Consider the following 12,500-nt stretch of genomic DNA (forward strand, 5'->3'; position numbering starts at 1 on the left):
TATATCAATTAGCATTATACCAATTTTGATAGAATTGCATTAAAAGTGCCACTCGGACGCATCGCTTTTTCCGTCAACTCCTTTGAGGGTTGGTAATAACCTCCAATTTGTTGAGGTTTACCTTGCGCTCCAATCAATTCTTCATTAATGGTAGCTTCGTTAGCGTTCAATTCACCTGCAATTTGAGTAAACTTAGCTTGTAATTCGGTGTCTTTTGTTTGAGAAGCTAAAGCTTCTGCCCAATACATGGCTAAGTAAAAGTGAGAACCTCTGTTGTCTATTTGGCCAACTTTACGCGCCGGAGATTTGTCAGTAGCTAAGAATTTCTCGGTAGCTACGTCTAAAGCTTCTGCTAAAACCATCGCTTTCGGATTGTTTTGGGTTTGGGCTAAATGTTCTAAAGAAGCGCCTAAGGCTAAAAATTCGCCCAAAGAGTCCCAACGCAAATAACCTTCTTCAATAAATTGCTCAATGTGTTTTGGAGCTGAACCACCGGCTCCGGTTTCAAATAAACCACCGCCATTCATTAAAGGAACGATTGATAACATTTTGGCCGAAGTTCCTACCTCTAAAATCGGGAATAAATCGGTTAAATAATCACGCAATACGTTTCCGGTTACTGAAATAGTGTCTAATCCTTTGCGGATTCTGTCCAATGTTAATTTAGTAGCGTCAATCGGATTCATGATACGGATGTCTAATCCATTGGTATCATAATCTTTTAAATATAAATTTACCTTTTTGATAATTTCTCTATCATGTGCTCTGTTTTCATCTAACCAGAAAATAGCCGGTGTTGCAGACAAACGAGCTCTGTTTACGGCTAGTTTTACCCAGTCTTGAATTGGCGCATCTTTAGTCTGACACATTCTGAAAATGTCTCCGGCTTCAACCGCTTGTTCCATAAATACATTTCCTTCCGCATCTAAAACTCTGATTGTTCCTTCCACATCTGCCTGGAAAGTTTTGTCGTGTGAACCGTATTCTTCTGCTTTTTGGGCCATTAAACCAACATTTGGAACTGATCCCATAGTTCTTGGGTCTAATGCGCCGTTGGTTTTACAATCTTCAATAGTTGCGACATAAAGACCGGCATAACATCTGTCCGGAATTAAAGCGATAGTATCTTGTGCTTTTCCTTCCTTGTTCCACATTTGTCCAGAAGTGCGAATCATTGCCGGCATTGAAGCATCAACGATTACGTCTGATGGTACGTGAAAATTCGTGATTCCTTTATCAGAATTTACCATAGCAATGGCTGGTCCGTTGGCGATTGCATTTTCGATTGCGGCTGTAATTTCAGCTTCTTGCGGATGACCGACAATTTTTACATACAAATCACCTAAACCATTATCCGCTTTGTAGCCTAATGATTTGAAAACATCTGCGTATTTGGTGAAAACATCAGCGAAATAAACTTCGACAATTGCACCGAAAATAATTGGATCGGAAACTTTCATCATCGTTGCTTTCAAGTGAGCCGAAATTAGAACACCAGCTGCTTTCGCCTCTTCAATAGTGGCAGAAACAAAAGCTTTCAATGCTTTTAAATTCATTACTGAGGAATCAATCACTTCACCGGCTTTCAAAGCGCCTAATCCTTTTAATTCTTTTATCGAACCATCTTTTCCAACGAATTCTATTTTGAACTGAGAAGCATTGGCTACCGTTACTGATTTTTCAGTGCCGTAGAAATCGCCTTCGTTCATAAAAGCCACCTTGGTTTTAGAATCTTTCGACCAAGCGCCCATGGAATGCGGATTGGCTTTGGCGTAATTTTTAACCGCTTTTGGTGCTCTGCGATCAGAGTTTCCTTCACGTAAAACCGGATTTACTGCTGAACCTAGTACTTTAGCATAACTAGCTTTTATCGCTTTTTCTTCATCGTTTTTAGGATTGTCAGGATAGTTCGGAATGGCAAATCCGTGTGCTTGTAACTCTGCAATAGCATCAGTTAATTGTGGGATAGAAGCAGATACGTTAGGTAATTTTATAATGTTTGCTTCCGGCGTTGTAGCCAATTGGCCCAACTCTGATAAAGCATCGCTTACTTTTTGATCTTCTTTTAAATAATCAGGGAAATTAGATAATATTCTGCCCGCAAGAGAAATATCCCTCAATTCAATGTCAATATTGGCAGGCGCCGTAAAGGCTTGTACTATTGGTAAAAACGAATGAGTAGCCAACATCGGCGCTTCATCAGTAAGCGTGTAGTGGATTTTAGAATTTTGTATCATTGGTATTGTTTTATATTCGTAACGTTTAGTTTGTAGTTGCTTTTTGGTCGAAAACGTTCATTTTCAAGCCATGCAAATATAAGTAAATCACGATTACGCTCCATTGGTTTTGAACGAAATCGATTGAATTGTCAAATTGATAATATGCGAGGTTTAAATTAGTAAATTGATAATTAGCGCAACTTAAAATAGCAAAATGACAATTTTTTAGACTAATTTTTAAACATAAAAAAGCCCCGATAATATCGAGGCGTTTTTATAAGTACAAAGTTTAGAATTATCTTCTTCTTTCTTTGATTTTTGCTTTTTTACCGGTAAGTTCTCTAAAGTAGTAGATACGAGCTCTTCTAACTTTACCTCTTTGGTTTACTTCAACTTTTTGTAAAGCCGGCATGTTTACTGGGAAGATACGCTCTACACCAACTGCGCCAGACATTTTACGGATGGTAAAAGTTTCAGTCAATCCTGCACCTTTTCTTTGGATTACAACTCCTTTGAAAAACTGAGTTCTTGTTTTTTCACCCTCTTTAATTTCGTAGTATACAGTGATTGTATCACCAGCTCCGAATAAAGGGAAATCTTTTTTTGTTGATAATTCGTTGTTAACGAAATCTACTAAATTTGCCATTTTTAAGACTATTATGGTTTGAAATCTGAGCAACATTCACGGTTTTCGCCAGAGGTTAGTCAAATGTGGGTGCAAATATAAAAAAGAATTACGAATTATGAGTTATGAATTATGAGTTTTTTTATCCTAAGTTAGGAGTTTTAATTGTTCTATAATGTCTTGATTGTCAATTGAGAAAGATTTCCTCTTGCGAATGCTTTCATAAACTTCATCAAACAAAGCATTGAAGTTTCCTTTAATTGACGGAATTGATTCAACTATAGTTTCATTATTGGCATTGATGTAAGTCAGTTTCCCTTCTTTATTGGGCTTTTCATTACCAAAATTTGAATCCAATGGTGACATGCCGTCAATCAACTGATTTTCCTGTTCGTCGCAAAATTCTTTGATGAAACTGCCTTTGGTGCCGTGAATTACAATTCCGGCTTGTGCATCGGAAACCAACATACTCGTGGTGATAAACACATTGACTTTATTTGGAAAAACGATATGCATAAACGCAAAATCATCGACTAACGAGTTTTCGCGATAGCTGTTTTTACTTCTATAATGACTGACAGGTTTTCCAAAAATAGAAATCGCCTGGTCAATCAAATGCGAACCTAAATCATACCAAATACCGCTACTTGGAATCGGGGTTTCTTTAAAAGTTTTAGCACTAATAGTTGGACGATATCGGTCAAATCGCAAATGTATTTCGATAACGTCGCCTAATTTTCCTGAGTTGATAATTTCTCTTGCAGCAGTAATATCACTGCTCCAACGTCGGTTTTGGTAAACAAAAACTTTCCGGTTTACTTTTTCGGCTAAAGCCAAAAGGATTTCAAATTCTTCCGGAGTTGTGGTTGCGGGTTTTTCAATTAAGACATGTTTGCCTGATTCTAAAGCCTGTTTAGCATAATCGAAATGAGTATTATTCGGCGTGTTGATTACTACTAATTCTATCTTTTCATCCGAAAGTAATTCGTCAATAGCAGAAAAACTGATGATTTCAGGATAATCGTTTACAGCTTTCTTCTCATTTCGTTCCAAAACCGCATAAAGCTCAAAACCTTTGTTGGTCGCCAAAAACGGTGCGTGAAAAACTTTGCCCGACATTCCGTAAGCCAACAAAGCAGTAACAATCGGTTTTTCCATAATTAGTCTTCGAGTAAATCAGGTCTTCTTTTTTTGGTATGCTCATACGCCATGTCTTCGCGCCATTTGTCAATTTTGGCAAAATGACCGCTGGTCAATACTTCCGGCACTTTCCAACCTTTGTAATCGGCTGGTCGGGTATATATTGGTCCCGATAATAAATTGTCCTGGAAACTATCCGTTAAAGCCGACGTTTCATCACTCAAAACACCCGGAATCAGTCGGATAATCGCATCGCAAAACACAATCGCACCAATTTCGCCTCCCGAAAGTACATAATCGCCTATCGAGATTTCTTTGGTAATAAAATGATCGCGAACGCGTTGGTCAACGCCTTTGTAATGCCCGCAAAGGATGATAATATTCTCATACATCGACATCGTATTGGCCATTTTTTGGTTCAGCGTTTCTCCGTCAGGCGACATGTAAATGATTTCGTCGTAGGTTCTTTGGCTTTTCAAATGCGTGATACAATCATCTATTGGTTGTACCATCATGACCATTCCTGCGCCGCCGCCAAATTGGTAATCGTCAACGCTTTTTTGTTTGTTGGTTGTATAGTCTCTTAAATTGTGAAAATGAACTTCCACCAATTCTTTTTCGATGGCGCGTTTCATAATCGAGCCTTCAAAAGGACTTCGCAATAAATCAGGTAATATGGTAATGATGTCTATTCGCATGGGGCAAATATAGAAAGAAGTTTTTTTAGAAGCTATTTCCCGCTATCCGTTCCAATCTTATTGTATTTTCCTTCCGCTTTGCTACAGGATAATCCAAAAGGATTTCCACTTCTATCGGGGCTAGGGTTTCAGCATGTATTAGAAATTTATTTTTTCGAAGCCAAAATCGAATACACCATCGGGATTTTATTCTCCAATGGTTTAATTCGGAACTTCCCTTTCTCAAATTCTACTGTTTTATTAAAACAATTATAAGGCGAATAGTCATATTCGTTAAACGAATTGATTTCCAAACCGCTTTGAATTAAACTATTTAAAATTTCAGAAATCGGATGGTTCCAAGTGATGGTTTTTGTGGCTATTTCTGCTTCGCGGTCGGCGTAAGTTCCGGTTTCGCTTTCCACTATCGGTTCCACATTAAAATAATGATAAAAAACGGTTTCAAAATCATTGTCAAACATCCAAACCACGGGATGAAAATCAGCCATGACAAATTTTCCATTCGGCTTTAAAAAATGCGAAACAACATTCGCCCATTTCTCCAAATCGGGAAACCAACCGATAGTACCATAACTCGTAAAAACGATGTCGAATTTTTCGTCAATTAAAGTTGGTGCGTCATAAATGTCACAACAAACAAAAGTCACATCTAGATTTAGTTTTTGAGCAAATTCTCGAGCACGCTCAATGGCTTTGTCCGATAAATCAACACCGGTGGCTTTGGCACCCATTCTGGCCAATGAAATAGTGTCTTGTCCAAAATGACATTGCAAATGCAATATCTTTTTACCGGAAACATCGCCTAATAAGGGTAATTCAATATCGTTTAAAGCCGATTTTCCATTCAAAAAACCTTCAACATCATAAAACTCGGAAGCAATGTGAACATCCGTTTTATGGTTCCAAGTTTGTTTGTTTACTGCTCTGTAGTCAGGATTGTTTTCCATTGATTTCAATTGTTATGGGCTAAATCGTTTTGGATTTTCAGTAACCAAATTTACAATATAATATAGTACCTTTGCACCAGATTTTTAAAAAAATAGTACAATGGAAAACGGAATATACGCTAAATTCAACACGAACAAAGGTTCGATTTTAGTTAAACTAACACACGATTTAACACCGGGAACGGTTGGAAACTTTGTAGGCTTAGCCGAAGGACAATTAGAGAATTCAGCACGTCCGATGGGAAAACCATACTACGACGGATTAAAATTCCACAGAGTAATTCCGGATTTTATGGTTCAAGGCGGTTGTCCGCAAGGTATTGGAACCGGCGGTCCTGGTTATAACTTTGATGATGAATTTCACCCAACGTTAAAACACGATAAACCAGGCGTTTTGTCAATGGCCAATGCCGGTCCGGGAAGTAACGGTTCTCAATTTTTTATCACACACGTTCCAACAACTTGGTTAGACGGAAAACACACTGTTTTTGGTCACGTAGTGGAAGGACAAGATATTGTTGACGCAGTAGCACAAGGCGATTCCATAGAAACTTTGGAAATCGTTAGAGTAGGTGATGAAGCTCAAAAATGGAATGCGATTGAAGCGTTCAGAACTTTTGAAGGTTCAAGACAAAGAAGAATAGAAGAGGCTAAAAAGCAAGCCGAAGAATCAATGGAAAAATTAGCCGCCGGTTTTGAAAAAACGGAAAGCGGTTTGCGTTACAAATTCATCCAAAAAGGAAATGGTAAACAAGCGGAAAATGGCAAAACAGTTTCTGTTCATTACCAAGGTTCATTAGAAAGCGGAAAAGTATTTGACAGTTCGTATCCTCGCAAAAAACCAATCGAATTCCCTTTAGGAAAAGGTCACGTAATTGAAGGTTGGGACGAAGGAATCGCCTTGTTGCAAGTAGGTGACAAAGCGCGTTTTGTGATTCCGTCTTATTTGGGTTACGGTTCAAGCGGCGCTGGTGGTGTAATTCCACCGGATGCGACTTTGATTTTTGATGTAGAATTGATGGACGTGAAAGGATAATATAAAACTTAAGTTTTGATTAAAAGAAAATCCCAATCATTAACGGTTGGGATTTTTTTTTACATTTACTTCAACCATTAACAAAAAAATATGAAATATAAAGTACTTGCCTTGGCTGTTTTAGCCACGATTATTTATTCTTGTGCCTCGAAAACGGCTGTCGCGACAACGGAAGTAAAAAAAGAAGAAGTTACAATAGCCACAGTTATGACTCCGGAATTAGCGGAAGGAAAATCGCTTTACGAAAATAATTGCGCCAAATGTCATTCTCTGTATAAGGCAAGTGATTTCAATGCCGAACAATGGAAACCGATTGTTTTGAGTATGCAAAAGAAAGCCAAATTAGATAATTTACAAGGACAAAAAATCTACAATTATTTGACAATGCAATAATAAAAAAACACTCTTTTGGAGTGTTTTTTATTTTATACAGTAAAACCATCAGGAAGTATAGCGCCTTTTTTGACGACGATAATGCCGTCTTTTATCGTGTATAATTCTGTATCGGTATCTTCTAAATGTTTTCCGCCGTTAAGTCGGACGTCATTGCCGATTCTACAATCTTTGTCGACGATGGTGTTGTTAATAAAACAACGTTCGCCAATACCTATGTTGATAACGCCATGTAAAGAATTGGTTCTGATTTCTTCCAGATTTTGGTAATAATCATTTCCCATTAAATACGAATTGATTACGGTTGAACCATAACCTACGCGACTTCTAATGCCTATAACCGAATGTTCAACAGTAGCGCCATTCAGTATACAACCTTCGGCAATAACAGATTTGTCAACGGTAGACGAACCGGTGATTTTTGTTGGTGGCAAAACCCTGGCGCGAGTGTAAATTTTACTCGAATTGTCAAATAAATTAAACTTCGGAATATCATCCGTTAAACCTAAATTGGCTTCAAAGAATGAATCAATGTTTCCAATGTCGGTCCAATAGCCTTCATATTGATAACTTAATATTTTTTGTTTGCCAATCGCTTGCGGAATAATTTCTTTTCCAAAATCTTTGGTGTCAGGATTTTTCATTAATTCCACCAATAAATCTTTATTGAAAATATAAATTCCCATCGACGCCAAATAATGTTTGCCTTCAGCTTGAGATTCTTCACTGACTTCAGAAGTCCATTCGGGTAACAAACTCACATGTGGTTTTTCGATGAAGGAAGTGATGTAATTTTCGGCATCAGTTTTTAAGATTCCGAATTCAGGTGCTTCTTTCGCCGTTACCGGTAAAGTGGCAATCGAAATATTCGCTCCTGCATCATGATGCGCTTTAATCATCGAGTTGAAATCCATTTGATACAACTGGTCTCCCGATAAAATCAGGGCATAATCAAATTCATGGTTCATAAAGTGATGCATACATTGTCGAACCGCATCGGCTGTGCCTTGAAACCAAGTGATGTTGTCAGGCGTTTGTTCAGCGGCTAAAATATCTACAAATGCCGTGCTGAAATGACTAAAATGATAAGTGTTTTTGATGTGCTGGTTTAAGGATGCCGAATTGAATTGCGTCAACACAAACATTCTCTTGATATCTGAGTTGATACAATTTGATATCGGAATGTCTACCAAACGGTATTTTCCGGCAATCGGAACGGCCGGTTTAGAGCGGGTTTGTGTTAATGGCGCCAATCTTGAACCTTGTCCGCCACCCAAAATAATGGCTAGTGTGCTTTTATTTATCATGATAATTATCGTTTGGTGGTTGACTTTTTACGCTTTTTCTTTTTCAAATCGATGGATTACGGTTTCGTAATAGCTATAAGTTGTTTTGGCGATTGAGGCCCAACTGAATTTCTCTAAAACTTTTTTCCTTCCGGCTTTGCCCATTTTTGTGGCCAAATTTTCATCATCTAATAATTGGTTGACTTTAGCGGCAAAGTTTTTCTGAAAAACTTCCGGAAATTTTGGATTGAAATCGGTTCGGGAAATGCTTTCCAATTCAATTAAATAACCAGTTTCCCCTTCGACTATAATCTCGGGAATACCGCCAACCGCACTTCCGACAACCGGAGTTTCGCATGACATGGCTTCGAGATTGATGATACCGAATGGTTCGTATAACGACGGACAAGCAAAAACGCGAGCGTGACTGTAAAGCACTTTGATTTTTTCACGAGGCAACATTTCCGAAATCAGAATGACACCATTGCGACTGGTTTTTAAATCGGCTATCAATTCTTCAGTTTCTTTCGCTATTTCCGGTGTATCCGGCGCGCCGGCACAAAGCACTATTTGACAATCTTCATTGAAATATTTGGCTGCGGAAATCAATTGCGAAATTCCTTTTTGACGTGTAATTCGGCCTACAAAAAGCACAAATGGAATATCAGGATTGATGTTGTATTCTTTGAGTAAATTGTTGTCAAAAGTAGGCGCATAAAAATCAGGATCGATGCCATTGTGAATGACCGTTACTTTTTCAGGAGCAACGCTATAAGCCTCAATGACATCGGTTTTCATTTGTTCGCTCACGGCTATGATTCCGTCGGCCGTATTGTACGCATGATTTTCAATCCAACGCGATAAAAAATAGCCATTGCCGAGTTGTTCCACTTTCCAAGGGCGATGCGTTTCTAAACTATGCGTTGTCAGTATCAAAGGCGATTGCAACAATTCTCTCGAAAAGATTCCGGCCAAATGCGTGTACCAAGTATGACAATGAATGATATCAGCTTGTAAAGTATGTTGCGACATTTCGACATTTTTGCTCAAGTTGTGAAACATCTTGAGATGCGGATTCTTGTCGTCTTCGGGTTGGGTCAATGAGGATTGAATTCCCAAAACGTTCATTGATGCAGTAGCGGCATCTTGGTTGCCAAAACAACGCACTTCGACTTGACCTAATTTAGCCAATTCCTGACTCAGAAAATCGATATGAACTCCGGCGCCGCCGTAAATATTTGGTGGAAATTCATTGGTGAACAGGGCAATTTTCATAGCATTAACCTTAGCGGGATTTATTAAAACCTAAATGTATAAAATATATTCAACTTTTAGATTAACAGTACTATATAAAAACGATACGGTTTGATAAATAAAAAACCCGAAGTGCTGGTAGAAGTGCGCTCCGGATTTTCATCATTGGGTTTTTGAATTAAGAACTCAAAAACGCAATTAAATCTTTATTCAATCGCTCTCGTTCTGTGTAAAACAACCCGTGTGGCGCTTCTTCATACACTATAAATTGGCTATTTTGAATCATAGCTGCCGATTTTTCTGAGGAAACTTCAATCGGAACGATTTCATCTTCATCGCCGTGGATGATTAAAGTTGGGACATTTACCGCTGCCATTTCATTTCGAAAATCGGTAGTCGAAAACGCTTTGGCGCATTCTAAAGTCGCACGAGGAGAAGCAAACGAACACAACATTTTGAAATAATCCAACAAAGAAGAACTCAAAGGATTGGTTAGCATACTTGCGCCAAAGAATGTTTTTCCGAAACCATCGAGAAAACCAATTCGGTCTTCTTTAATTTTTTGGGCAGTGGCTTCATTTTTTTCCGGTAGATTGCCATCAGGATTGTTTTCTGTCCATAAAAGGAAAGGGGTAACGGAGGAAATCAGCACAGCCTTAGAAACATTTTTTCCGCTATAGCGACTAAAATAACGCACAACTTCGCCGCCGCCCATAGAGAATCCAACCAGCGCAACATCGGATAAATCCAATTGGTCTATAATCGATTTTAAGTCATCGGTTAATGTATCATAAGTGTACCCATTCCAAGGTTGGGAAGATTTACCGAAACCGCGACGATCATAAGCAATCACGCGATAACCATTTTCGACTAAAGCTTCCATTTGGTATTCCCACATTTCGTTAGACAATGGCCAACCGTGAATCAAAATCACCGGTTTTCCGTAACCATAATCTTTGACATACAGTTTAACATTGGGAGCGGTTTCGATATATTTATCGGTTGAATTTTCTTGAACTAAGAAATTAGTTTCTCTTAAATCCGGTTCATGGTCTACGTGGTATTCTTTCATCTTGCGGTATTTTTATAATTGAATTTTTACTTCAAAATTGATTTATAAAATTACACTTCTGACCTAAAAAAGCGTTATACAATTAGGGAACATATTTTTATAATTCTTAGGTTTGTTTACTGATTAAATTGAAGAGTATGGAATTAACTTGGCAAGAATTTGAAAAAACTGAAATGCGTATCGGAACTATATTAGAAGCAAACGATTTTCCGGAAGCCAGGAAACCGGCGTATCAATTGGTGATTGATTTTGGTGCCGAAATAGGCATAAAGAAATCTTCTGCACAAATTACCAAGCGATATGCTAAAGAAGATTTAATGGGCAAACAGATTGTCGCCGTGGTTAACTTTCCCAAAAAGCAAATCGGAAATTTTATGAGCGAATGTTTGGTTTTAGGTTCGGTCGGAGCTGATAATGATATTGTTTTACTGACTTCGGATTTGAAAGTCGAGAATGGTTTGCGTATAGGTTAGTTAGTCAAAAACTGTTTAACCATCCAATGATTTTTGTGGTTCTTCGTCAAGTCGGCAGCAAGAGCTTCTTTTGCAGTTTTATCATCGGCCAGTAAATAACTATAAACTTTTAAAGGAATAGATTCCGGGTAAAATTCCAAGGACATTTTAAAATGATTTTGTGCTCTGGAGTTAGCGCCCGAATTCATCAAAGCTTCTCCCATATAAACTAAAACTATGGGCGGAATGGTTTGGTATAAGTCTATTAATTCGCCGGAAAGAATTTTCATTAAAGCTACTCTGAGATCTTTGTTGTTTTTTTTCTTGCCCAGTTCGGTTTGCGTAATTTCGTTTTGATAAGTCTCAAAAAGATAAAACACAGGCCAATTGGCAAGCTTGGAGTCTTCTTTGAAAGCTTGGTATTTTGCAATGGTCTTTTGGCTTAAAGATCCGTCATCTGCCTGTAATGTCTCGTCATACAAACTGTTCAGTAACTTCAGAATAGTTTTGTCTTTTTTATTGATATTGCTTACTTCTTTTAATTTGTTGAATTCAACCGTAAGGCTATCAAAAGTTTTGTTTTGTTGGGCCTGTAAATTTAGATTTACAAAGAAAAGGAAGAATGATATCAGTTTGAGAACTTTCATTTCGTTTGGTTTCTTTGTTTGATTGCTCTGTACAAATTAAAAATCGACAAAAACAAAAACATAATCAAACCACCAAAAGCCAATTTCTTAGTCAATGGCAATTCTTCGGTTTGCATGGTTTGAATCCCGTTTGAAATCAGCCAGAGCCAAAATACGATACTCAATCCATGAAATACAATGCCATACTTGTTTATAAAATCTGTAAATTTTTGCATATCAATGAATTTAAAAAGTCCAAAACTTTTCAGCTTCGGACTTATTACTTATGGCTATTGCCTAATTACTTTTTCAATTAAATATCGTCAAAATCAATATCGGTGAAACTCTTTTCAGAAGTGGTTTTGGTTTCTTCGGCAGTTTCTTGTTGGTATTCTCTTTTGAAATCTTTTTGGTGTCTTTCTGAAATTACTTCTTCGCCTTTGTGGTTCAAAACATAAGTAGTCATTTCTTCTAAAATATCAGTGAAAGCTGCGAAATCTTCTTTGTACAAATAAATTTTATGTTTTTTGAAGTGAAAAGAACCATCTTCTTCAGTAAACTTTTTGCTTTCGGTAATGGTTATGTAGTAATCATCTGCTTTGGTGGCTCTCACATCGAAGAAATAAGTTCTTCTTCCTGCTCTTAAAACTTTAGAAAAAATCTCATCTTTTTCTAACATATCATTTTCTCTCATATTCTTTCAGTCAATTAATGGTGTTTCTATATAGTTCAAAAATGGTAAAATTTTTGTT

At 37.6% G+C, this 12,500-nt stretch carries 14 protein-coding genes; 3 read left to right on the forward strand and 11 right to left on the reverse strand.

Features of this window, described 5'->3' with window-relative positions; all coding sequences use genetic code 11:
* Nucleotides 1-14: 14 nt before the first annotated feature.
* From B3C16_RS12620 to B3C16_RS12640, 5 genes are all read right to left on the reverse strand, one after another.
* Complete coding sequence (locus B3C16_RS12620) at nt 15-2,237, reverse strand: NADP-dependent isocitrate dehydrogenase (RefSeq protein WP_291132224.1); 2,223 nt, start codon at nt 2,235-2,237, stop codon at nt 15-17.
* 277 nt (nt 2,238-2,514) lie between these two features.
* Nucleotides 2,515-2,865, reverse strand: a complete 351-nt coding sequence (gene rplS / locus B3C16_RS12625; protein ID WP_121315098.1) for a 50S ribosomal protein L19 — start codon at nt 2,863-2,865, stop codon at nt 2,515-2,517.
* Nucleotides 2,866-2,991: 126 nt separating this feature from the next.
* Nucleotides 2,992-4,002 carry a Gfo/Idh/MocA family oxidoreductase gene (locus B3C16_RS12630; RefSeq protein WP_291132228.1) on the reverse strand — a complete coding sequence of 337 codons (1,011 nt, stop codon included), beginning with the start codon at nt 4,000-4,002 and terminating at the stop codon, nt 2,992-2,994.
* A 2-nt stretch (nt 4,003-4,004) separates the two neighbouring features.
* Nucleotides 4,005-4,682: a tRNA (guanosine(37)-N1)-methyltransferase TrmD gene (gene trmD / locus B3C16_RS12635; RefSeq protein ID WP_121314799.1), complete on the reverse strand. Its 678-nt coding sequence runs from the start codon at nt 4,680-4,682 to the stop codon at nt 4,005-4,007.
* Nucleotides 4,683-4,828: 146 nt separating this feature from the next.
* The gene (locus B3C16_RS12640; RefSeq protein WP_291132231.1) at nt 4,829-5,629 is read right to left on the reverse strand and encodes a class I SAM-dependent methyltransferase; all 801 of its coding nucleotides are present in this window, start codon (nt 5,627-5,629) and stop codon (nt 4,829-4,831) included.
* A 100-nt stretch (nt 5,630-5,729) separates the two neighbouring features.
* On the opposite strand from B3C16_RS12640, the gene B3C16_RS12645 reads away from it, so the two are divergent.
* A complete protein-coding gene (locus B3C16_RS12645) occupies nt 5,730-6,665 on the forward strand; it encodes a peptidylprolyl isomerase (RefSeq protein WP_121314795.1) in 936 nt (311 codons plus the stop codon).
* Nucleotides 6,666-6,755: 90 nt separating this feature from the next.
* Nucleotides 6,756-7,058, forward strand: a complete 303-nt coding sequence (locus tag B3C16_RS12650; protein ID WP_291132236.1) for a c-type cytochrome — start codon at nt 6,756-6,758, stop codon at nt 7,056-7,058.
* A 32-nt stretch (nt 7,059-7,090) separates the two neighbouring features.
* Here the strand turns inward: B3C16_RS12650 and B3C16_RS12655 are convergent, their stop codons facing one another.
* The 3 genes from B3C16_RS12655 to B3C16_RS12665 all read right to left on the reverse strand — a co-directional run bounded on the left by B3C16_RS12655 (nt 7,091) and on the right by B3C16_RS12665 (nt 10,670).
* On the reverse strand, nt 7,091-8,365 hold the full coding sequence (locus B3C16_RS12655; protein WP_291132239.1) for a glucose-1-phosphate adenylyltransferase: 1,275 nt from the start codon (nt 8,363-8,365) through the stop codon (nt 7,091-7,093).
* A gap of 27 nt (nt 8,366-8,392) precedes the next feature.
* Nucleotides 8,393-9,619 carry a glycogen synthase gene (gene glgA / locus B3C16_RS12660; protein ID WP_291132243.1) on the reverse strand — a complete coding sequence of 409 codons (1,227 nt, stop codon included), beginning with the start codon at nt 9,617-9,619 and terminating at the stop codon, nt 8,393-8,395.
* Nucleotides 9,620-9,776: 157 nt separating this feature from the next.
* Nucleotides 9,777-10,670, reverse strand: a complete 894-nt coding sequence (locus tag B3C16_RS12665; RefSeq protein ID WP_291132248.1) for an alpha/beta fold hydrolase — start codon at nt 10,668-10,670, stop codon at nt 9,777-9,779.
* 137 nt (nt 10,671-10,807) lie between these two features.
* Between B3C16_RS12665 and B3C16_RS12670 the strand changes: the two genes are divergently transcribed.
* Complete coding sequence (locus B3C16_RS12670; protein WP_121314789.1) at nt 10,808-11,143, forward strand: tRNA-binding protein; 336 nt, start codon at nt 10,808-10,810, stop codon at nt 11,141-11,143.
* On the opposite strand, the gene B3C16_RS12675 is transcribed toward B3C16_RS12670, so the two are convergent.
* The 3 genes from B3C16_RS12675 to B3C16_RS12685 form a co-directional block, all read right to left on the reverse strand.
* Nucleotides 11,140-11,769: a hypothetical protein gene (locus B3C16_RS12675; protein WP_291132251.1), complete on the reverse strand. Its 630-nt coding sequence runs from the start codon at nt 11,767-11,769 to the stop codon at nt 11,140-11,142. The genes B3C16_RS12670 and B3C16_RS12675 overlap by 4 nt on opposite strands.
* Nucleotides 11,766-11,984 (reverse strand): hypothetical protein, encoded by a 219-nt coding sequence (locus B3C16_RS12680; protein ID WP_121314786.1) that lies wholly within the window; start codon nt 11,982-11,984, stop codon nt 11,766-11,768. Before B3C16_RS12680 ends, B3C16_RS12675 begins: the two co-directional genes overlap by 4 nt.
* 77 nt (nt 11,985-12,061) lie before the next feature.
* The gene (locus B3C16_RS12685) at nt 12,062-12,442 is read right to left on the reverse strand and encodes a PUR family DNA/RNA-binding protein (protein WP_121314784.1); all 381 of its coding nucleotides are present in this window, start codon (nt 12,440-12,442) and stop codon (nt 12,062-12,064) included.
* Between the last annotated feature and the right edge of the window lie 58 nt (nt 12,443-12,500).

The organism is Flavobacterium sp. UBA7682 (assembly GCF_002482945.1).
Lineage (GTDB): Bacteria > Bacteroidota > Bacteroidia > Flavobacteriales > Flavobacteriaceae > Flavobacterium.

Coding starts and splice junctions, on each gene's coding strand:
- B3C16_RS12620 (WP_291132224.1), bottom strand. CDS start 2,237: ATGATACAAAATTCTAAAATCCACTACACGCTTACTGATGAAGCGCCG.
- rplS (WP_121315098.1), bottom strand. CDS start 2,865: ATGGCAAATTTAGTAGATTTCGTTAACAACGAATTATCAACAAAAAAA.
- B3C16_RS12630 (WP_291132228.1), bottom strand. CDS start 4,002: ATGGAAAAACCGATTGTTACTGCTTTGTTGGCTTACGGAATGTCGGGC.
- trmD (WP_121314799.1), bottom strand. CDS start 4,682: ATGCGAATAGACATCATTACCATATTACCTGATTTATTGCGAAGTCCT.
- B3C16_RS12640 (WP_291132231.1), bottom strand. CDS start 5,629: ATGGAAAACAATCCTGACTACAGAGCAGTAAACAAACAAACTTGGAAC.
- B3C16_RS12645 (WP_121314795.1), top strand. CDS start 5,730: ATGGAAAACGGAATATACGCTAAATTCAACACGAACAAAGGTTCGATT.
- B3C16_RS12650 (WP_291132236.1), top strand. CDS start 6,756: ATGAAATATAAAGTACTTGCCTTGGCTGTTTTAGCCACGATTATTTAT.
- B3C16_RS12655 (WP_291132239.1), bottom strand. CDS start 8,365: ATGATAAATAAAAGCACACTAGCCATTATTTTGGGTGGCGGACAAGGT.
- glgA (WP_291132243.1), bottom strand. CDS start 9,619: ATGAAAATTGCCCTGTTCACCAATGAATTTCCACCAAATATTTACGGC.
- B3C16_RS12665 (WP_291132248.1), bottom strand. CDS start 10,670: ATGAAAGAATACCACGTAGACCATGAACCGGATTTAAGAGAAACTAAT.
- B3C16_RS12670 (WP_121314789.1), top strand. CDS start 10,808: ATGGAATTAACTTGGCAAGAATTTGAAAAAACTGAAATGCGTATCGGA.
- B3C16_RS12675 (WP_291132251.1), bottom strand. CDS start 11,769: ATGAAAGTTCTCAAACTGATATCATTCTTCCTTTTCTTTGTAAATCTA.
- B3C16_RS12680 (WP_121314786.1), bottom strand. CDS start 11,984: ATGCAAAAATTTACAGATTTTATAAACAAGTATGGCATTGTATTTCAT.
- B3C16_RS12685 (WP_121314784.1), bottom strand. CDS start 12,442: ATGAGAGAAAATGATATGTTAGAAAAAGATGAGATTTTTTCTAAAGTT.